Below are 20024 nucleotides of genomic sequence, written 5' to 3' on the forward strand. Positions count from 1 at the left end.
GCCCTGCCTGCCAGCGCACCGGCGGCCGCGACTCAGGCGGTACGCAGCCACAGGCCGGCAACGCCAGCCGCCACGATGGCGGTCACGACCCACCTGACCGCGCCCGGATGCGCCAGCGCGCGTGCGGCCGCCGAATCGCCGGCAGCGAACAAGGCAGCGAGATAACCGGCGCCCCGGCCCGCGTGAACCCACAGGAGCAACACGGTCCAGCACAGCACCTGCATCCCCAGTGCAATCGGCGTTTGCGGACGCGGCCAGCCCATCGGATCCGGAGTGCCGGCACCGGCCGACATCTGCAGCAGCCAGAAGCCGCCGCAGATCGACACGGCGATCAACGCAATGGGCCGCAGCAACGCCCGGCGCCGTTCGTCCGACAGGCGGCCGGCGCTGGTCGCGGGCATCAGCGCCTTGTGGAGGAGCAGCGGCACGCCGATACCGACCGCGAGTCCACAGGAGCCAGAAGTGTGTGAACACGAACGCGTCCTGCAGATGCACGATGCGATTCCTTTCGAACGTGACGGAGAGCGTCGTCGTGCGGACGCCGACGGCCCGTCGGCGCCCGCGCTGCCGTCAGGGCTGGTAGCACGCGCCCGACGGATCGACCTCGATCTTGATCAGATCGCCACCCGCGCCGCCCCAGACGTTGCCGCCGGTGAAGATCAGGCAGCCCTCGCCGCGGAACAGCGCCTGCAGGCGTGTGGCGTCGTTGCCGAAATAGAACGGGATCCAGCGCTTGCCGGACTCGTAGGTGTGGAAGCGGTCCGGTGCGCGGTCCATCAGCTCCTGCACGTCCTGCATCGACATGCCGATCTGCAGCTGCGCGAACTTGCTGTCCTCGGCCGGCGTGCCGACGATCTCGCCGGTGAACGACCCGTCCTGCGACGGCACTTCACGTGTCTGCCCGTCGTTGGCCGCCGCCGTGCCGGCGACACCCACTGCCAGCGCCAGTGCGGCGCCGATTCCCCTCAGCTTCATTGCAATCCCCTTGCGTGCGTCGCCGGAATGACGACGGCCGCAGATGCTAGCAGGCGGCGGGGCATTGCTCGCGACCGCAGCGCCGGACTCCGCGTTGTGCGGCGCGTGCGGTCGCCGGAGCGACGACGGCGGTCCGCATCCGAAGCCGGCCTGCGCGCTGCAGGTACCGCGACGGGCAGGGCGACGCGTTCCGGCGCCGGCGCGGAGGTGCAACGCGGGCCGGGCCTGGAAGACCGTCCGTCGGCGGATCCGCCGGGGGCGTGTCCGCGGGCGGCAACGGCCCGTGCTCCGGTCGCGCCGGGGCTACACTTGCGCGTCCGGGGAGCGGATGGGATCGCGGACGACGCGACGGGGGACGGATGCGCTGGAGCGTGGGGGTGGCGCTGCTGTGGCTGCTGATGGCGGGTCTGTGCGTGGAGGCCGCCGCCGCTGCGCCATCGGCGCGCGTCTCGGTGCTGCCTGCCGAAGCGGACGGGGACGGCATCGATGCCGTCCGCGGGGCACGCGCCTGGATCGACACCGGCCAGACACTGCGGCGCCGCGACGGCGCGCGCTGGTGGCGGATCGACATCGCCCCCGCCGCCGCGTCCGCGACGGCAACGGCGCACGAGGACTGGATCGTCTCGATCCGTGAGGCCTATGACGCCCGCCTCGTGGCCTATGCCCCGCCCGACTATCGGCCCCGGCCGCTGGCCACCTTCGATCCCGCCGTCACCCAGATCGGCTCGCGTCATCGGCTGAGCGTCGTCGTGCCCGCCGATGCGCTCGATGCGCCGGTCTTCATCGAGATGGTCACGGCGCGGCACCAGCCCATGGGCGTGGCTGCCCAGCCGCTGTCGGCCTACCTCGCCGACGACTACGGCCGCGTGCGGTTCAGCAGCGCGGTGCTGAGCGCGCAGCTGCTGCTGGTCACGGTGGCGACGATCTTCGCGTTCGCGCTGCGGCGCTGGATGCTGTTCCTGTTCTGCGTCTGGGTGCTGTCGACGGCCGCCTACCTGGTGGTGATGCGCGGCGAACTGGTGGCGTTGGCACCGTGGTTTCCGCCCGAGCACGCCATGCGCGTCGCGGGCATCGGCATCAGCCTGGGGCTGCTGTCGGCCTATGCGTTCCTGTACGTGCTGCTGCAGGTGTCGCGCCGTTTCCCGCGGATCGCGCGCGCCTACCGCATCGTCCTGCTGAGCTGCGGCGCGATGATGGCGGCGCTCGCGTTCGTGCCCATCACGTCGGTGATTCCCTCGCTGGTGAACCTGCTGCTGCTCGCGCTGGGGCTGACCACGCTCGCCATCGGTCTGCTGCGCGCGGTCGCCGGCGATCGCGAGGCGCTGTACTTCCTCATCGGCTGGGGCCTGGTGTCGGTGGTCGCGATGATGCGTGCGGCGTATTTCATGCGCCATGCCGGCACGCCCGAGTGGCTGGAGTACCTGCATCCGGCGGCCGATGCGTTCGGGGCGCTGATTCTCGTGCTGGCCACCGCCCGCGCGGCGCGCTATGCGGAACGCGAGATGGTGTCCGCGCGGCACAGCGCGATGACCGATCCGCTCACCGGCCTGCCCAATCGTGCGCAGCTCGACATCGGCGTGGCACGGATGATCGAGGCCGCGGCCGTGCGCGAGAGCACGCTCGCGGTGCTGTTCGTCGATCTCGACCATTTCAAACAGGTCAACGACCGCTTCGGCCACGACGTGGGCGATGCATGCCTGCAGGCGATGTCCGGTGTTCTGCGGCGTCACGTGCGCGCCACCGATCTGGTGGCGCGCTACGGCGGCGAGGAATTCGTGCTCGTGCTCGACGGCGCCGATGCGGTCTCGGCGTTGCGCGCGGCCGAAGCGCTGCGCGTCGCGGTGGAGGCCGACGGACGCCATGTCGACGGCACGCTGGTCGGGCTCACCGTCTCGATCGGCGTGGCCACGCTGGAGACCGGCGACGACGTCACCCGCCTGTTCAAGCGCGCCGATGCGGCGCTGTACCGCGCCAAGCACGCCGGCCGCAATTGCGTGATCGTCGCGCGCCCCGACATCCACCACCCCCGCCTGGAGCCCGCATGACGCCCTTCGTCGACCCCGCCGCGCTGCGCCCTGGTGACGTGCTGCTGATGCGCGGCATCGGCCCGGTCTCCGACCTGATCGCCTGGTTCGGCGACTCCAGCTACAGCCATGCCGCGGTGATGGTGGACGGCACGAGCTTCGTCGAAGCCGCCGCACCGGTCTCGCGCCGGGTGCGTCTTGCGGATCGGCTGGCCCAGGGGGCGTACTACGATTTCATCGACGTGCTGCGCCCCACGCGCGGCAACGGCGAGCCCCTGGACGACGCCGCGCGTGCGGCGATCGCCGACGGCGCGAACGCCTGCCTCGACGTGCCGTATCCGCTCGATGCGCTGTGGCAGATGGCCGTCTTCGCCACGCTGCGCAATCGCGTTCCCGCCGATGCCGGCGTGCGCTGGCTGCTGCGCGAGCTCATCGAGCATCTGATTGCCGACGACCCCTCGCACATGGTGTGCAGCGAACTCGTCTACCGCGCGTGTCTCGCCGCGGACCTGCCGCCGGCGCTGATCGTCAGCGCGCAGCTCGACCTGCCGTTTCCGAAGATCGACGTCGCCGAACTGATCCGCGAATGGCGCGAGGCCAGCGGCAAACAGCACACGGCACCGACCGCCGCGTCGCCGGACGGCCCGATGCTCGCGAGTGAAGACGCACTGCGCGAATCGTTCGCCCGCCTGCGCGCCACGCGCACCATCGCCCCGGCCGCACTCGGCATGCCACCGGTGCTCCGGCCCAGCCCGCGCGACGTGATGCCGGTGGATCTGGAAACCAGCCCGCAGCTGCGGCGGCTGGGGCGTCTGCCGCTGACGGTGACGGCTTCCGGCTGACGGGCGTCGCGATCCGCGGATCGCGCGCGGCCGGTTCATTGCGACGGAATGATGTCGCCGTCCTTGTCCACGCCGTACACCTGTCCACTCTGGCCGGGCCTGAACAGCGTGCCCTCGGGCCGCAGGGGCCGCGTCTCGTGCTCTTGCTGCCCGGCGCGCGCCGCCGACATGCGGTCCGCCAGGCGCGGCAGGATCTTGCTGAGCGCGGTGTTGACGTGGGCCAGCGCGCCCACCTTCACCTCGCGGCCGCCGTTCACGGCCGCATCGAGAATCGCCTCCGCGACCCGGTGCGGATCGATCATCGGTTCCGGCAGCTTGGGCTCGTGCTCGAGGTAGTTGCGCGCGTGCTGCGGGAACGGCGTGTTCACCGCCGTGGGCTGGATCAGCACGATGGTCACCGGCTGCCCGTCCATCCGCTCCTGTTCGACCCGCAGCGCATCGGTGAAGCCCTTCACCGCATGCTTGGATGCGGTGTACATGCCCTGCAGCGGAAGCACCCCGTCGGAGACCTCGCTGCCCAGGTTCACCAGCACGCCGCCGCTGGCGCGCAAGGCGGGCAGCGCGGCGAGTGCACCGTTGACCACGCCCCAGAAGTTCACGTCGAACAGGCGGCGATGATCGTCCTCGGACACCTCGTCCAGGCGGCCGTAGATCGAGACACCGGCATTGTTCACCCAGGTGTCGATGCGTCCATGGGCGGCGACGATGCGGGCGACGGCATCCTCCACCTGTCCGCTGTCGGCCATATCGACACGCAGGGCCTCGGCCCTGCCGCCTTCGGCGTTGATGGCCGCCGCGACGTCCTCGAGGGCTTCACCGCTGCGTGCCAGCAGCACCACATTGGCCCCGCGCTCGGCGGCCAGCAACGCGGTGCACAGACCGATCCCGCTGGACGCACCGGTGATGACGATGACCTGTTCGTCCAATGGCGTGTGCTTCATCGAGGTGCTCCGGCGTAGGGGGCCCCCGACGCTAGAACGGTGCGTGATCCCGGCCCGTGAACATGGCGCCACGCAGCGTGCAGGACCTGCACGCCGACGGCCGGACGCGCCCGTCGCAGGCGTCGCACGGCGCGGCGCCCGCTCGGCTCAGCGCTTCAGCGCCGCGACGATCTCCGAGACGTGGAGCCCCAGCTCGAGCTGCAGGCGTACGTGTTCGCGCTCCTTGCGCGACAGGCTGCGGCCCATCGCGATGCGCACGTCCTCGGCCTGCAGGATGCGCATGATCCGCGGCAGCGCCGAGCCGATGGCATCGGGGCCGTAACCGGCATCGCGCAGTGCGGTGCGCACAAGTGTCTCGGGGTCCATATCAGATCCAGTCGATGGGCGCGCCAGTGTGCGCCGGATCTCGCGTCGCCGCGCCTCTCGCGCGCGCGCGCCGCGGCGACGCCCACGATGGCGGTCCCTGTCGCCACGCGCTTCAGGCGAGCGCAGCCCGTCAGCCGCCGGGCTCGCGGCGCGCGGAGGCTTCAGCTCTGCGACCACACCGCGAGTTCATAGCCGTCCGGGTCGGTGAAGTGGAAGCGGCGACCGCCCGGAAATTCGAAGACGGGCCGGGTGATGCGGCCCCCGGCCCGGGTCACCGCCGCCTCGCGCGCGGCCAGATCGTCGGAGGCCAGCACCACGAGTGCGCCGCCGGGCCTGGGTTCGCCGTGGAAGAAGCCACCGGTCAGACGGCCGTCGCGGAACTCGCAGTAATCCGGGCCGTAGTCCTGGAACGTCCAGCCGAACGCCGCGCCGTAGAAGCGGCGGGCGACGTCGATCGAGGCGACGGCGTATTCGAGATAGTCGATGCGGTGATGGGCGTCGGAGCGGGTCATGGCGGCACCTGGCGGCGAGGGGGACGAGGCGCCCATTGTCGGGCGCTGCGTCGTTGCCGGCTTGCAGAAATCGGACAGACGCCAAGCGGGCGGGCGATCAGCCGCGGTGCTCGCGCAATAGCGCCGTCGGTGTGAGACCGGTGAGCCGACGCACGTCGTGCGCAAGATGGGTGGCATCGGCATAGCCGGCGTCGAGCGCGGCCATGGTCAGCGTGCCCGCATCCGGGGCCAGCGCCAGCAGGCGCTGCAACCGCAAGACCCGATCGAGCACCTTGGGCCCGTAGCCGAATGCCTGCAGGCAGTGACGGTGCAGGCTGCGCGCGCTGATGCCGAGCGTCTGCGCCAGCGCGGGCAGACGCATCGGCTGCGTACCGGACAGCTGCGCGAACAGCCAGGCCATCTGCGGATCGGGTGTCACCGCGATCGCGTCGACGGCCGCGAGCAGAGTGGGGACTGGATCGGCTCCGTCGGTCAGGCGCTGCTGCAATTCGCCGCCGCGCCGGCCGAGCACGGCATCGGCATCGATACGCTGGTCGGCGAGCGCATGCATCGATGTTCCGAGCAGGCGATGGGCCACGCCGGGCGTAAGGCGAAGCCCGGTGAGCTGCGCGCCACCTGCCAGCGTGACCGTGACCGCCTGCCGGTCCGGACCGGCGACGAACAGCCGCGTGCCGTTCCAGATCAGGTCGACGCAGCCGTCGGGCAGCACACGCGTCGTCGCGGCGTGGTCCACATCGGCCTGATAGCGCCAGACCCGACGAATGCGATCCGCGAGCGCGGCCGGCGGCGGCGCTTCGCGATAGGGAGGCAGACGAGGCTCCGACATGCGTCGATGATCGCACCGCAGGCGGCGCTCAAGCGGCGCTTCGGCTGCCGGCGCGGGATGAAGGAAATTGGGGCACCGGCGCCTCGCGGTGCCGATGGGCGGGCCGACTCACCCGGCCTCCAGCGCCGCCTGCAGTTTCAACACCGTCGCCCAGTTGCGCGTCGTCACGGCGCGCCCCGCCTTGCCGAGCAGCACCGGCGCGACCCGGCTGTCGAGCAGGCCGGCGGGGCAACTGAGGTAGCCGGCGTCGGCGGCTACACGCTGCTCGCGGCGCGCAGCAGCGTGCGCGTCCAGCAGCGTGCTTCTCAGCCTTTGGGCTACTCCCCTGGAAGCAGGCGCAATCAGATGCGCCAAGCACTCGTGTCAGCAGCTTCTCTTCAACGCACTTCTTCCCGCCAATCCGACCGGTGTTGACGCGCGTTCTCGAAAGCGGCACGTGACCGTTCGCCCATTAGCTGCGCCGCTTCGGCATCTCTGCAAACTCTAACGGGGCGGTTAGTGCCGACTGGTTTCTCCCGCGTGCAGATCTGTTTCGGCTCCTCTTCAGGAGCAGGCTTGGGCGTAACCTCCTCAGCGACGGCAATCTGCGCGGTGAGCAGTGCAGCAAAACATAATATGAGCCCTTTCATGACGTCCTCCATGGATTGAATTGAACGGCTTCGGCATACGCCCGGGGTTAATAGCGCAGGCAGCTCTCACGTAATCGCCTCGACGCTCCGAGGCACGTCTTCGGAGATGAAAGACGGAATAGTTCGGGTGAACTTCAGGTATCTGTACTGGCACTACCGCATCGCGACAGCGCCCGATGTCTATCACACACGAAGTCCACGGTCTAGTGGCCCGGATACGCGGTCCCGGCAGGGGCATGCAAAAATGCAAGCGTCGAGTAGTGCACTGCGTATCGCAAACGTCGCTAGGCAGCGCAGGCCTCGAGCAATTGCACCGGGCGGCGGGTGCTCGTCTCCGGGCGCTTGGCGCTGACCACCCAGTGCGCCGGTATTACGATCGCCGGCAGTGTGCGCGAAGTCGTGCCAAGCCGTCGTTTCATGCTGGAACGCGTGCGTTTCGTCGGCTATCGGTGTCACCGCTGCGGTGCATTGGAACGCGCAGATACTGGGGGGTCTTCCACCACGCGCGCCGCTCAATCGATCAGCCTTGCAGGCGGCACGAGCAGCTGCGCGCGCTGATGCCGAGCGTCTGCGCCAACGCGGGCAGGCGCATCGGCCGCGTGCCGGACAGCTGCGCGAACAGCCAGGCCATCTGCGGATCGGGCGTGACCGCGATCGACGCGAAGGCCGCGAGCAGAGTGGGGACCGGATCGGCTCCGTCGGTCAGGCACTGCTGCAATTCACCGCCGCGCCGGTCGAGCACGGCGTCGGCGTCGATACGCTGGTCGGCGAGCGCGTGCATCGACGTGCCGAGCAGGCGGTGGGCCACGCCGGGCGCGAGTCGAAGCCCGGTGAGGCGCGCGCCCGGCGCCAGCTCGGCCACGACCGCCTGCTGGTCCGGACCGGCGACGAACAGCCGCGTGCCGTTCCAGATCAGGTCGACGCAGCCGTCGGGCAGCACGCGCGTCGTCGAGGCCTGATGCACATCGGCCTGATAGCGCCAGACGCGGCGGATGCAATCCGCAAGCGCAGCCGGCGGGGGCGCTTCGCGATAGGGAGGCAGACGAGGCTCCGACATGCGCCGATGATCGCACCGCAGGCGGCGCTCAAACGGCGCGTCGACTGCCGGCTCGGGATGAACGACATGTGGGCGCCGGCGCCTCGCGCCGCCGATGGGCGGGCCGACTCACCCGGCCTCCAGCGCCGCCTGCAGTTTCAATACCGTCGCCCAGTTGCGCGTCGTCACCGCGCGCGCCGCCTTGCCGAGCAGCACCGGCGCGACCCGGCTGTCGAGCAAACCGGCGGGACAGCTGAGGTAGCCGGCGTCGGCGGTGACCACGAGCCGCTCGGGGGGCGCAGCCAGCGACACCAGGGCATCCAGCATGCGCAGGCCCTCCGGTGCCTGGGCGAAGGCCACCAGGAAGGCGCTTTGGTCCGATGCGGTGGGTGTCAGGGGGGCGTCACTCACGATGCGCGCGAACTCCGCCGACGACTTCACGATCACCGGCGTGGTCACACCCAGCTGCGCGGCGATCGCGTCAGCCACCGCAACAGCGAACGCCGTCGTGTTCCGGCGCGGCGCGGTGACCACCGCATTGCCGCTGTTGAGCAGCGTGCGCACCCCGGTGCACCCCAGGCCTTCGAGGAGCGACGTGAACGCCGCCATCGGCACCCGGTTGCCCTTGCCGACGTTGACACCTCGCAGCAACACGACGAAACGCGGCATGGCAGTTGGCAGGGGCTGTGGTGGCGCCCAGTGTGCGGCCACCGGGTGCCCGTTGCCCACACCATGCCGCCAGGCGAAACACCGGTCCTCCCATGCGAAGCGCACGACGGACCGGCACCCGCGATGACGGCCGACCGCACCCGTCGCTGCCCGACGCAGGCCTCGATCAGGTGCGCCAGACGGCGTGCACGGGTTTCGCGGCGCGTGGCACTGACCACCCGGTGCAGCACCACGTTGCGAGATCCCGGCGGGGTGCTCTCGAAATAGCGCCAGACCGCTGCCTCGCGCTTGAATGCACGCGTTTCGTCCGCCGCCAGTGCCGCCGGCTGCGCGCGTTCGAACGCATACACGCCGGATTTCTCGGCCGTGCGCGCCGCATACGCGGCCAGCCCCGCGGGCTGCATGCGCTGCTGCGCAATCAGCGCTTCGGCCTTGGCCAGGTTGACCCGGCTCCAGATCGACCCCGGACGGCGCGGCGTGAAGCGGATCTGGTAGGACACCGCATCGATGCGCCGGCGCACGCCGTCGATCCAGCCGTAGGCCAGCGCCTCGTCCACAGATTCCGGCCACGTCATGCTCGCCCGGCCGGCGGCCACCTTGTAGAAGCCGACGTGCAGCTCGCTGGCGCGTGCATGGTGCTCGGCGAGCCACGCACGGAAGTCGGCTGCAGTTTCGAAGAAACGGATCGAGTCCATGGGGTACCCGGGCTTGCGTGGCGGGCGGATCGGTGTCCGGCGCTGCATGGACGATCGTCGCACGCGGTACGCATGTCGTGCCGGGCGCCGATCCGTGCGGTCACTCGCTTCACCCGCGGCGCGCGCGATCACGAGCGGAGAATCTTCTCCATCGGCCGGCCTTTCGCGAGTTCATCGATCAGCTTGTCCAGCTGGCGGATCGTGCGCATCAGCGGATCCTCGACATCCTCCACCCGTACGCCGCACACCACGCCTGTGACCTGCGCGCGGTTGGGATGCATCGCCGGTGCCCGCGCGAAGAAGTCCTCGACGCTCGCAGTGGCATCGAGCTGCGCCTGCAGTCCCGCGGCGTCGAAACCGGTGAGCCAGCAGATCACCTGATCCACCTCGGCCCGGGTGCGCCCCTTGCGCTCGGCCTTCTGCACGTACATCGGATACACGGACGCGAACGGTGTCGCGAAAATGCGATGAGTGGGCATGCCGTCGTTCCTGCGGACACTGTGCGCGCCATGATGCGCCGCGTTTGGCGTGCAGGCCAACGTCTGCGGACCGGCCGGTCGTTCCCAGGGCATCGGCCTGGAGGCCGCTCCGCCACGCGAGACGGCGACTCGCCGAGGGGCGCCACGCCAGACGACGTGCGCTTGCTACCGCGCGGGGCGCTGTCTACCACCGCGTTGTCGGGCACTCGGCGGTATCGCGATCGCGGGTCGAGGCTGACGCGCCTCGGCCCCGGAAGAAGACCCGCCCATCTTTCGGATACGCTCCGCACCGCCGTGCGGTCATCGGCACCGTGCCACCGCTTCCGGAACTCGACATGTCGATAATGCGATCCCTCGCGGCACGGCCGCGCCCCAGGCGTCAGTGGCGTCTCGCCGCCGCGGCGATGCTGCTGACGGTCTTGTGCAGCTGCAGTGCCATCCGCGAATTTCCGCAGAACGTGCGAACGCTCAACGACGGCTTCGGCAGCCCGCAGCTGGATCACCAGACACGCACCGTGGACGCGGCCACCTATCGGGCCATGCCGGCATTCGGCGAGATCGCGCTGACGCTGCCGCCCGGCACGACACTCGGCACCCAGACGTACGGCGGGCCTCCGGTGTCGCTGTCCTACGACAAGAACCGCGCCGCGGGATTGCGGGGCACGCAGTGGCGCAAGCTGGGCGTAAGGGGCGTCGCGCCGGACGCCGACGGCGTGCTGCGTTTGCCGGTGCCTCATATCGCCGGGTACCACCCGACCTCGCTGCTGCTCTGGGTGCGCACGCCCGAAGCCGATGGCGCGCGCGACATGCGTCTCGATCTCCCGCTGACCGAAACCGCGGTCATCGATCCCAACGATGCCGACCGCCACGCCGCGTTCTGGATGGATCATCGCGGTGAATGCCTGCAACGCGGCCGTATCCAACCAATCGAATACGCAGACGACACCGAAGCCACGATCGACGGCGAGCGTCACCCGTTCCGGTTCCAAACCGACCTCGATGGCCTGTGCGTTTTCCAGCGGCCGCCACAGACCGCAATCATCGCAACCGACGTTCCCGGAACGCCGCTGCGCTCACCGGTGCGCGTGCGCATTCCGGAGGTGTATCTGCATTCGCAGTTCAGCGGCTACTGGCAGCCGCACGCAGCGCCCGTCCATGATTCAGAGTAGGCCTCGCAGTCGTATCTACCAGCTGGTCTTCGCACGCAAGCACATGCTCAGGGCACGGCGCGGCACCCAAGGCTCTGAGCGAAGCGCATCAAATAGCCGTCAGGGTCTTGCACAAGGAACTCGCGCTGGCCTTTCTCTGCTTGCTCGGAAACCGCATACCAGGTGTCTTTGACAGCGCGGAAAGGCGAAACACCCAGAGCTTCTAACGACGCCAATGTGGAGTGGGCATCGATCACTTCCACCTGGAAGTTGATGCCTCGCCCCAACGGCCTATCTAAGGGTTCGATGTTCCAGCCCGAATCGTGCTGCTGCTCGAGCATGAGCTGAGCACGCCCCATCTCGAGATACGCAAACGGTGGATCATCCCGACGGAAGCGCACCGTGAAACCTGCGGCCCTGTAGAAATCGATCGAGGTTTGGAGGTCTGTCACCGTGAACTCGGGAACCAGCGGGCTCCAGTACGTTTCATCGTTCATGTGTTCCTGACCGTAAATGATAGAGCTGGGCGACCGATGGCGCCGCACAGAGCAAAATCCTCGTCCCAACCGCTCTGGCTCACTCGGGCGCTTTGGACACTGGTGAGCCCGAACGTGAAGTGATCACTTGCAGGCTTCACGGGATTGGTTGCGAGATTTCATCATCTCCATAGGGATTGCGATGCCTTGCCCATATTCGCCGACGCATGCGAAAGCTTGCCTGGATGCCAGCAGGTTGGATTTTACCGAAGCCCGGAAAACGAACCTGACCCCGTTCTCGGCGCTCGTTCTGGATGGATCATCGCGGCGAATGCCTGCAACGCGGCCGTATCCAGCCGATCGAATACGCAGACGACACCGACGCCACGATCGGCGGCGAGCGTCACCCATTCCGGTTCCACACCGAGCTGGATGGCCTGTGTGTCTTCCAGCGGCCGCCACAGACCGCCATCATCGCAACGGACGTTCCCGGAACGCCGCTGCGCTCAGCGGTGCGCGTGCGTATTCCGAAGGTGTATCTGCGGCCGCAGTTCAGCAGTTACTGGCAACCGTCTGCTGCGACCGCCGCCAAGGACAAGTAAGCCTGGCACCGCTATTCGCGACTCGGCCCAGCTCCACAATTCTCAGCGGGATACCTGGCACGCGCTCTTGCGCCCAAAGCAGCAGCGCTTCATCCAGCATCTCCTGATCTTCATTCCTTCCCAACGCTTCCGGATGCTTGAAGATCGTGAGCGTGCGCATGGATGCGCAGTTTTGATCCTTGCAGTTGAAGCTGATCAAGGCAGCTCTGACCACGCGACCTTCGGCGCTGGCAATCACAGCCCCTTCTCGTGGCAACTATGCTGGCGGCAGCCAAAGCTCAGGACATAGCCATGGTCCATGCCCCAGGAGCGCTGCGCTTGCCGGTCTGGACCATCCGGAATGGCCATCGCAGTCAGGATCTGCGCACTGTGAAGCTCATGTCCTGTGATGTAGTGGCCGCCATGCGTGCCAGCGAACGCACGAAGCGCCTCGGGCGCAAATCCCCAGTGGCTGCTGCCCGCCTCGTTCACGTGCGCTGGATCGGATGTGCCCGTGCGCTCGTGGAACCGGATCCACGCCGAGCGCAAGCAGGGTTTGGGTACGCTATCAGTGGACACGAATACGCTCGCTTGTTTCCCGATGCGCCTTTCCTGCTGGTTATATCCGGTGCTCTCGACATGAGCAGGAATCGGCGCCGCTGACACTGCGGCGTCCAGACCCAATGCCGCTCTGGCCTCATCGAACTGCGCACATGCCGAACGATCCACCTGGTCCCCGGTGGCGAAGAAGAACTGGACACGACGAAGCCTGAGGTTCGTTCCATCGTGATCAGACGCAGCGGTGTAGTGAATGTTCTGCAAACCGATGAAGCTGGGGCTTCGCGTCCACTTCGTAGAACCCCAAAGGTATGTGCGCGACGGTACCCTTGAGCACCGAGCCTGGTAGATCCGCCACGCGATACATCAACTGTGGCTGAGCCTCAACTGCGCTGTTCGAGAGCGCTTCGAGCAGCGCAGCGAATGCCTGAGTGCTCTGTATGCCCGGAACGACAGCCGGTTCTGCTGCGCTTGCACGGCCGCAGCTACTCAGTGCGAGAGCACAGAAGAGGGCCGCGTTGATCTGCTGATGGGTTTCCATGCCGCCTAACACCTGAATTAAGCCGTGCCGCGAAGCGGCGTCGACTTGAATGAATTGTTAGGCGCCTGCCGACAAAGACGAAAAAATCCCATTATGGTATTCAGGGTCTTTGTCGTGGAACTCGAGCACCTTATTGGCGAGGTCAATATTGATGAATGCCTCTCCATAGTTGTCTTCGCCGTTATGCTCAAAGAATACTTTGATTGCTGCGCGGCTGGTTTTAATGACGCGAGGGTCGCTGTTTAGACCGGCCATTGTTAAAGTGGTGCGAGGCGACATTTTTTGAGTCGTCTCGGCAATACCGTACTCCTTGGCAAGAAGGCCCAGGAACGCATCGCTCTCATGGCCGGTGCTGCGGATATGGCCGTTGCCCCAATAAATGGTGAGCTCAGCGCCCTCTACTATCTGCTCCTTCCATTCGTTGCCGAGGTCGACCGCAATCGCGATTGTCTGGCCGTCGATCTTGCCGCGAGCTAGGACAGTCAGGGTTCCGTCCTTGGTGTATCGGCAGTCGGCCACAGGAAGATCAATGTCCACGAACCCGTCCTCCCGGGCTATTTGTCCGGCTTGTGGCTCAGAAGCGACTGCGCGACCAAAGATGCTCGCAAGAATGCTCATCATAAGGACCTTGAAGACGAAGTTAGTCACGAGAGGCAACTAACGCCTGAGTTAGGCCGTGCCGCGAAGCGGCATCGGCTTGAATGAACTGTTAGGCGGAGAGCTTATGACAAGCAGTGCAGCGGGTGGCTCTTTGCGGCAAAGCTGAGTACCCAAGGCGCCTCCTTCCGGGTGTAGATAAATCGCTGCGTGTTATGCGCCGATCTGCGATTGATTTCTAGGACAATCGATCGATCGGTCGTGAAGTACCGTGGCCTATTTGAGTTGGCCCTGTTGCCCAGAAACAAATCTCAGAACTAAGCGGGAAGCTTAGCTCGGACTCGCTCGCACCGATGCCCACTGACTCAAAAAAGAACGCCGGATTGTCGCAAGTGGTGAAATCCTCGCCAGGGCTGACGAGGAAGTGCCAGTCCATTGATACAGTTCCTGCAATGTTCTAGGTATTGCTCCGCTCTTTAACGTGTGATGCCAAAAGTAATCAGGAGGGTTCTCTTTGTCCGCAGAGATAGTCCGGTGAACCTCTTCCTTTCGCTTGCGTGCCATCGCTGCGAGATCGGGCTCGGACGCTGCAAGTGCGTCCAGTTGCTGAACGACTTGCATCTTGATCGTCTTAGCTAGCTGCGGGATGTGCCCAGCCACCCTCTTGCGCCCAGCAGGCACACGCTTCCACATGGCAACGATATAGCCGGCCAGGACCACACGATCTTCATCTCTGAGCTTGAGCCGCTTACGCGCGCGGTCAATCACGACTTGGGCCGGTCCTTCGACAACGTTTGCTAGGTTACTTTCAAACTCCTCGGTGTACATATCCGTCTCATTAGCCGAGGACTTGACCTGTGTTCGAAAAGATTGCCCCGCCTCGACGTCGTGTCCCCACAACTCCACTTCGTCGGCGAAACCAAGCAGGTAATGCTGGGGCAATAGTGATGTCCCATAGCCGCCTAACAAGATCTAGCGCTCGAAAAGCGCGATATGCACATCCTGTCCCGTGACCGTCCTAGGGTCAATCGGTTCCGTTCCGCCTTTTCCATCAGGCACTTGCGGAGCGCGCGCCTTCTCGATCCGCATTTGGTTGGCAGTGAATATTGAAACTTCTGCGCGATAACGCTTTATTCGCTCGAATTGTTCGATATGCACGACCCAAACGAACCGGGGCGACCCGAAGGCCGCCCCGATCCGTGTTGCTTCTGTAAGCCCGCGCCTCGCACGTCAGCGTGTGGCATCACTTCAACCCACGATGCTCCAGCAACGGCTCAACGCTCGGCGCCTTGCCACGGAACTCGCGGTACGCCACCGCCAGATCCCGTGAATGGCCGATCGACAGGATCTTGTCGCGGAAGATCTGGCCGTTCTCGCGGGTCAGGCCGCCGTTCTCGCGGAACCACTGGAAGGCGTCGTGGTCGAGGACTTCGGCGCCGAAGTAGGCGTAGTAGCCGGCCGCATACCCGCCGCCCCAGATGTGGCTGAAGTAGCTGGTGCGGTAGCGCGGCGGCACGGCGGCCAGGTCGACCTTGTACGTCTCGAGCGCCTGTTTCTCGAAGGCGTCGACGTCCTGCCTGGCTTCACCGGCGGGCAGGGTGTGCCAGGCGAGGTCGAGCAGGGCGGCCGAGAGGTATTCGGTGGTCGCGTAGCCCTGGTTGAAGGTGCGGGCAGTGACGATCTTGTCGACCAGCGCCTGCGGCATGGCTTCGCCGGTCTGGTAGTGCTTGGCGTAGTTGGCGAAGACCTTGAGATCGAGCGCCCAGTGCTCGTTGAACTGCGAGGGGAACTCGACGAAGTCGCGCGGGGTGTTGGTGCCGGCGACCGACGGGTACTTCGTCTTCGAGAAGAAGCCGTGCAGGGCGTGGCCGAACTCGTGGAACAGCGTGGTCACGTCGTCGAAGCTCAGCAGCGCGGGCTGGCCGGCCGCAGGTTTCGTGAAGTTCTCGACGTTGTAGACGACCGGAATCGTGCCGGTCAGGCCGTTCTGTTCGACGAAATTGCCCATCCACGCGCCGCCCTGCTTGCTGTCGCGCTTGAAGGGGTCGAGATAGAACAACGCGATCTGCGTGCCGTCTTCGTCCTTGATGTCGAACACGCGCACGTCGGGGTGATAGACCGGGATGTCGGTGCGCTCGGTGGCGGTGATGCCGTAGAGCTGGTTGGCGGCGAAAAACACGCCGTCCTTGAGCACGCGATCGAGCTCGAAGTAGGGCTTGATCTGCGCCTCGTCGAGATCGAACTCGGCCTTGCGCACCTGCTCGGCGTAGAAGTCCCAGTCGGCGGCACCGGCGGTGAAGCCGCCGTTCTGCGCATCGACCACGCCCTGGATCTTGGCGAGCTCGGCGCGCGCACGCGCGGTGGCAGCGGGCACGGTGTCGGTGAGCAGCTTGAGCGCAGCTTCGGGCGTTTTCGCCATCTGGTCGGCGATGCTGTAGGCGGCGTAGTTCGGGAAGCCGAGCAGCTGGGCCTGACGCGCGCGGATTTCGGCCAGGCGCTGGATGGTGGCGCGGGTGTCGTTGGTATCGCCCTTCTCGGCGCGGCCGGTGGACGCGGCGAGCACGCGCTCGCGCAGCGCGCGGTTCTTCAGCGAGGCGAGCACCGGCTGCTGCGTGGTGTTCTGCAACGTGAGCAGCCACTGGCCGTCCTTGCCGGCGGCCTTGGCGGCATCGGCAGCGGCGGCGATCGCGCCTTCGTCCAGGCCGTCGAGTTCGGTGACATCGGTGACGAACACGCCGCCGGCATTGCTCGCTGCCAGCAGCTTGTTGCCGAACGCGGTGGACAGGGTGGACGACTCGGAGTTGAGCGCGCGCAGTTCGGCCTTGTCGGCGTCACTCAGCAGGGCGCCGGCGCGGACGAAGCCGTCGTGGGTGTGCTCGAGCACGGTGCGCTGCTCGGCATCGAGGCCCAGCGTGTCGCGCTGATCGAACAGCGTCTTGACGCGCGCGAACAGCGCCGGATCCAGATAGATCGCGTCGCTGTGTTCGGCGAGCTTCGGCGCCAGCGCTTCCTCGGCGGCCTGCAGGGTCTCGGTGGTGTTGGCGCCGGTGAGCATGAAGAACACGTTGGCGCTGCGCGTGAGCAGTTCGCCGCTGCGCTCCATGGCCTCGATGGTGTTCTCGAAGGTCGGCGCCTCGGGGTTGTCGGCGATGGCGCGGATTTCGGCCAGGTGCTGCTTCATGCCCTCTTCGATGGCCGGCTGGTAGTCGGCGTCTTTCAGGCGATCGAAGGGCGGCGCCTGGAACGGCAGCGTGCTGGCCGTCATCAACGCATTCTCGGCCGGCGCGGCGGTGGTGGACTCGGTAGCGGGCATCGTGGACTCGGGGGCTGTGCGATCGCCACAGGCGACGAGGGCCAGCGCGATCGCGGACGACAGGAGCAGAGGACGCAACATGGGTGGCAACTCCGGAAAAGACAACGCGGTGATGGCGTCGGTCGCGTCGTGCGGCCCGCCAGCCGCGCAGCGTGCGCCTGTCGCGGGAGCGGTGGAATAGGCCGTTGGTTGGCCGCCCCCGAATGCCCGGGATCGGCAAAGTCGGGTTCAGGCGCGAGGACGTCGAGGGGGCGCTCGACGGAGAGGGGCACCACGCAGGTACGGGGTCACGACGACCGCGTTACCGCGTCAGGCGCGGCGGGCCCGGGCCAAGCGCGCGGTGGCCGCGCGCTCGAAAGGTCAGGTGCGGTGGCTCAGACCGTGCCTCGGTTCTTGCCCATCCATGGCGCGTACCAGGCACGGATCATCGCCATGTCGGCGTCGAGATCATCGCCGGGCTGGATCAGCGGGCCGAAGCCGATGACCTTGTCGGGGTAGTGGAAATACAGGGTCTGGATCGGCACGTTGGCGGCCTTGGCGATCTTCCAGAAGCCGGTCTTCCAGCGTTCCACCCGCTTGCGCGTGCCCTCGGGCGCGAGGCCGTACCAGAACGGCTCCGGGCCGTGGATGGCCGCTGCGGCCTGCTCGATCACCCGTGAGGCGCGACTGCGGTCCACCGGAATCACGCCCAGGCCGCGCAGCGCCCAGCCGAGCACCGGCACGCGGAACAGCGAATCCTTGCCGAGCACGCGGATGTCCAGGCCCAGTGCCGCCTTGGCGGCGAAGCCCCACACGCCGTCCCAGTTGGACGAGTGCGGCGCGCCGATCAGCACCAGCCGCGAGACGTCGGGCAGTTCACCGATCACACGCCAGCCGCCGAGTCGCAGGATGCTGCGGCCGATCCAGCGCGCGAGACGACTGGGCTTCACGCGGGGCGCATTGGGCGGTACGGGAATCAGGAACGGGTACTTCGAAGTGCTCATGCGTCCTCGGCGCAAGGGGCCTGCAAGGGCGGGTCAGTCCCAGTCGCGCAGGGCGCGACCGCGTTTGATGGTACTGCGTTCGCGTTTCTCCCCCAGCCGCCGCTCCTTGGCGCCGCGCGAGGGGCGGGTGGCGATGCGGGCCTTGGGCACGGCGTACCCGGTGGCGATGAACGCGGCGAGACGCTCACGCGCGTCTTCGCGGTTGCGCTCCTGGGTGCGGAAGCGCTGGGCGTTGATGACCAGCACGCCCGCATCGGTGAGGCGGCGGTCGCGCCGGGCCAGCAGCCGCGCGCGCACCGGCTCGGGCAACGACGGCGAGCCCGCGATGTCGAACCGCAGCTCGACCGCGGTGGCCACCTTGTTGACGTTCTGCCCGCCCGGCCCGCTCGCACGCACGAAGCGTTCGACGAGTTCCTCTTCGGGTATGGCGGGCGGGCTGGTCATCGGCGGCGATTGTAGACGCTGGCCCGACGCAGGCCGTGTGGGCACCTGCGGCCGGCACACGGGCGGTCACGGTTTACAGTAGTGCCTCATTCACGGACAAACGGAGTTCTCCGATGGCACGTCGCCTGCCTTTCGCCGCCCTGCTCGCGCTCGCCTTCTGCGCACCGCTCGCACACGCCGCGCCGCCGAGCGAAGCCCAGATCGACCGCCTGCTGGAGGCGATGCGCGCCGAGCAGACCGCCAATGCGGTGATTCCCCAGGTCATGGCCTCGCAGCAGCAGATGATCGCCCAGCTCACCCAGGACGCCGATCCGCAGCAGCGCGAGGCGGCGCTGCGTGCCGCGGCGTCGTCGCTGCGTGCGGTCGAATCGGCGCTGTCGTGGGACGCGCTGCAGCCGATCTACCGCGAGATCTACATGGAGACCTTCACCGCCGAGGACACCGAGGCGATGGTGAGCTTCTACAGCAGCCCGGCCGGCCAGAACCTGCTCGACAAGATGCCGCTGCTGATGCAGAACACGATGACCGCGGTGCAGCGCCTGGTGATCCCGATGCTGCAGCAGCTCGAACGCGACCTGCGCTCGGAACTCGAATCCGGCGCGTCGGCGGGCTGAGCCACGCGCACCGCGGCGCTCAGCCCGCCGCGGTGCCCGGAAACAGCATCAGCGCGCGGGCGAACTCGTCGCCCGGCGGCGCCTCGACGCACAGCCGCTGCCCGGTGTGCGGGTGGTCGAACACCAGCCGCTCGCTGTGCAGCAGCATGCGGTGGATGCCGAGTCTGCGGAAATGGCGGTTGTGGCGGCCGTCGCCATGGCTGGTGTCGCCGATCAGGTGATGCGACAGGTGCTTGAGATGCCGGCGGATCTGGCGGAAGCGTCCGGTCAGCGGTTCGGCACGCAGCAGCGCATAACGCGAGGTCGGAAAGCCCGATGAGGGCAAGGCGAGTTCGGTCGTCGCCAGGCGGGTGAAGCGGGTCTGCGCCGGCTTCTTGTGCGGCTTGCCGGGGCCACCGTCGAGCGGGTGGTCGACGAGACTCTCCTCCGCGGGCCAGCCGCGGCAGATCGCCAGGTAGTGCTTCTCCACGCTGCGCGCCATCCACTGGCTGCCGAGCGCACTGGCGGTGTCGCGGTCGAAGGCGAGCAGCAGGCAGCCGCTGGTGGCGCGGTCGAGCCGGTGCACGAGGAACAGCGGGCGTTCGAACTGCGCGCGCAGGCGATCGGCGAGGAAGTCGTGTTCGTCGCGGGCGAGTTTGCTGTCGTGGACCATCAGCCCGGCGGGCTTGTCGACCACGGCGAGCCGGTCGTCCGCGTACCGCACATCGATCATCACGCGCCTCCTGACAGGGCGGTCCGGGCGCCCGGACCACCGCGCGCGATCTGCTATTTTCGG

General features: G+C 67.3%; 24 protein-coding genes and 1 pseudogene. 5 read left to right on the forward strand and 20 right to left on the reverse strand.

The annotated features are described in order from the left end of the window. Positions 1–32: 32 nt before the first annotated feature. Both PQS31_RS08305 and PQS31_RS08310 read right to left on the reverse strand, forming a co-directional pair. The gene (locus PQS31_RS08305; RefSeq protein WP_272762239.1) at positions 33–428 is read right to left on the reverse strand and encodes a hypothetical protein; all 396 of its coding nucleotides are present in this window, start codon (positions 426–428) and stop codon (positions 33–35) included. 142 nt (positions 429–570) lie between these two features. Next, entirely contained in the window at positions 571–975 is a 405-nt protein-coding gene (locus PQS31_RS08310; protein ID WP_272762240.1) for a hypothetical protein, read from the reverse strand. 359 nt (positions 976–1334) lie between these two features. Here PQS31_RS08310 and PQS31_RS08315 point away from each other — a divergent pair, with 359 nt between their 5' ends. Continuing rightward, positions 1335–3020, forward strand: coding sequence for a diguanylate cyclase (locus tag PQS31_RS08315; protein WP_272762241.1), 1686 nt, complete (start codon positions 1335–1337; stop codon positions 3018–3020). Then, a complete protein-coding gene (locus PQS31_RS08320) occupies positions 3017–3841 on the forward strand; it encodes a hypothetical protein (RefSeq protein WP_272762242.1) in 825 nt (274 codons plus the stop codon). The genes PQS31_RS08315 and PQS31_RS08320 overlap by 4 nt, the downstream gene beginning before the upstream one ends. A gap of 35 nt (positions 3842–3876) precedes the next feature. Here the strand turns inward: PQS31_RS08320 and PQS31_RS08325 are convergent, their stop codons facing one another. The 9 genes and pseudogenes from PQS31_RS08325 to PQS31_RS08365 all read right to left on the reverse strand — a co-directional run bounded on the left by PQS31_RS08325 (position 3877) and on the right by PQS31_RS08365 (position 9994). Next, the gene (locus tag PQS31_RS08325; RefSeq protein ID WP_272762243.1) at positions 3877–4782 is read right to left on the reverse strand and encodes an SDR family oxidoreductase; all 906 of its coding nucleotides are present in this window, start codon (positions 4780–4782) and stop codon (positions 3877–3879) included. Between the two features lie 147 nt (positions 4783–4929). Beyond that, on the reverse strand, positions 4930–5148 hold the full coding sequence (locus tag PQS31_RS08330; RefSeq protein WP_272762244.1) for a polyprenyl synthetase: 219 nt from the start codon (positions 5146–5148) through the stop codon (positions 4930–4932). 161 nt (positions 5149–5309) lie between these two features. Beyond that, complete coding sequence (locus tag PQS31_RS08335) at positions 5310–5660, reverse strand: VOC family protein (protein ID WP_272762245.1); 351 nt, start codon at positions 5658–5660, stop codon at positions 5310–5312. A gap of 97 nt (positions 5661–5757) precedes the next feature. Next, a complete protein-coding gene (locus PQS31_RS08340) occupies positions 5758–6486 on the reverse strand; it encodes a helix-turn-helix domain-containing protein (RefSeq protein WP_272762246.1) in 729 nt (242 codons plus the stop codon). Positions 6487–6594: 108 nt separating this feature from the next. Beyond that, the gene (locus PQS31_RS08345; RefSeq protein ID WP_272762247.1) at positions 6595–6840 is read right to left on the reverse strand and encodes a hypothetical protein; all 246 of its coding nucleotides are present in this window, start codon (positions 6838–6840) and stop codon (positions 6595–6597) included. A 795-nt stretch (positions 6841–7635) separates the two neighbouring features. Then, positions 7636–8172: a DUF6597 domain-containing transcriptional factor gene (locus PQS31_RS08350; RefSeq protein ID WP_272762248.1), complete on the reverse strand. Its 537-nt coding sequence runs from the start codon at positions 8170–8172 to the stop codon at positions 7636–7638. A 108-nt stretch (positions 8173–8280) separates the two neighbouring features. Further along, positions 8281–8820 (reverse strand): DUF1697 domain-containing protein, encoded by a 540-nt coding sequence (locus PQS31_RS08355; RefSeq protein ID WP_336314343.1) that lies wholly within the window; start codon positions 8818–8820, stop codon positions 8281–8283. 167 nt (positions 8821–8987) lie between these two features. Beyond that, a pseudogene (locus PQS31_RS17030) lies at positions 8988–9563 on the reverse strand (YdeI/OmpD-associated family protein); the annotation flags it as partial. Positions 9564–9643: 80 nt separating this feature from the next. Beyond that, complete coding sequence (locus tag PQS31_RS08365) at positions 9644–9994, reverse strand: DUF2200 domain-containing protein (protein WP_272762250.1); 351 nt, start codon at positions 9992–9994, stop codon at positions 9644–9646. Positions 9995–10452: 458 nt separating this feature from the next. Between PQS31_RS08365 and PQS31_RS08370 the strand changes: the two genes are divergently transcribed. Then, on the forward strand, positions 10453–11163 hold the full coding sequence (locus PQS31_RS08370; RefSeq protein WP_272762251.1) for a hypothetical protein: 711 nt from the start codon (positions 10453–10455) through the stop codon (positions 11161–11163). Positions 11164–11210: 47 nt separating this feature from the next. Here the strand turns inward: PQS31_RS08370 and PQS31_RS08375 are convergent, their stop codons facing one another. Next, the gene (locus PQS31_RS08375) at positions 11211–11639 is read right to left on the reverse strand and encodes a VOC family protein (RefSeq protein ID WP_272762252.1); all 429 of its coding nucleotides are present in this window, start codon (positions 11637–11639) and stop codon (positions 11211–11213) included. A gap of 293 nt (positions 11640–11932) precedes the next feature. On the opposite strand from PQS31_RS08375, the gene PQS31_RS08380 reads away from it, so the two are divergent. Beyond that, positions 11933–12220, forward strand: a complete 288-nt coding sequence (locus PQS31_RS08380) for a hypothetical protein (RefSeq protein WP_272762253.1) — start codon at positions 11933–11935, stop codon at positions 12218–12220. Positions 12221–12454: 234 nt separating this feature from the next. Here the strand turns inward: PQS31_RS08380 and PQS31_RS08385 are convergent, their stop codons facing one another. From PQS31_RS08385 to arfB, 7 genes are all read right to left on the reverse strand, one after another. Next, positions 12455–13021, reverse strand: coding sequence for a hypothetical protein (locus PQS31_RS08385; RefSeq protein WP_272762254.1), 567 nt, complete (start codon positions 13019–13021; stop codon positions 12455–12457). Beyond that, a complete protein-coding gene (locus PQS31_RS08390) occupies positions 12990–13298 on the reverse strand; it encodes a hypothetical protein (RefSeq protein ID WP_272762255.1) in 309 nt (102 codons plus the stop codon). The genes PQS31_RS08385 and PQS31_RS08390 overlap by 32 nt, the downstream gene beginning before the upstream one ends. Before the next feature lie 57 nt (positions 13299–13355). Then, on the reverse strand, positions 13356–13916 hold the full coding sequence (locus tag PQS31_RS08395) for a hypothetical protein (protein ID WP_272762256.1): 561 nt from the start codon (positions 13914–13916) through the stop codon (positions 13356–13358). Between the two features lie 309 nt (positions 13917–14225). Then, the gene (locus PQS31_RS08400; protein WP_272762257.1) at positions 14226–14837 is read right to left on the reverse strand and encodes a DUF4238 domain-containing protein; all 612 of its coding nucleotides are present in this window, start codon (positions 14835–14837) and stop codon (positions 14226–14228) included. Between the two features lie 301 nt (positions 14838–15138). Continuing rightward, positions 15139–17289, reverse strand: a complete 2151-nt coding sequence (gene dcp, locus PQS31_RS08405; protein ID WP_272762258.1) for a peptidyl-dipeptidase Dcp — start codon at positions 17287–17289, stop codon at positions 15139–15141. A gap of 293 nt (positions 17290–17582) precedes the next feature. Continuing rightward, entirely contained in the window at positions 17583–18191 is a 609-nt protein-coding gene (locus PQS31_RS08410; RefSeq protein WP_272762259.1) for a lysophospholipid acyltransferase family protein, read from the reverse strand. A gap of 33 nt (positions 18192–18224) precedes the next feature. Beyond that, positions 18225–18635: an alternative ribosome rescue aminoacyl-tRNA hydrolase ArfB gene (arfB, locus tag PQS31_RS08415; protein ID WP_272762260.1), complete on the reverse strand. Its 411-nt coding sequence runs from the start codon at positions 18633–18635 to the stop codon at positions 18225–18227. 113 nt (positions 18636–18748) lie between these two features. On the opposite strand from arfB, the gene PQS31_RS08420 reads away from it, so the two are divergent. Continuing rightward, positions 18749–19249: a DUF2059 domain-containing protein gene (locus tag PQS31_RS08420; protein ID WP_272762261.1), complete on the forward strand. Its 501-nt coding sequence runs from the start codon at positions 18749–18751 to the stop codon at positions 19247–19249. A 19-nt stretch (positions 19250–19268) separates the two neighbouring features. Here the strand turns inward: PQS31_RS08420 and PQS31_RS08425 are convergent, their stop codons facing one another. Then, entirely contained in the window at positions 19269–19961 is a 693-nt protein-coding gene (locus tag PQS31_RS08425; protein ID WP_272762262.1) for a pseudouridine synthase, read from the reverse strand. Between the last annotated feature and the right edge of the window lie 63 nt (positions 19962–20024).

The sequence above is a fragment of the Luteimonas sp. BLCC-B24 genome, from assembly GCF_028550595.1.
Lineage (GTDB): Bacteria > Pseudomonadota > Gammaproteobacteria > Xanthomonadales > Xanthomonadaceae > Luteimonas.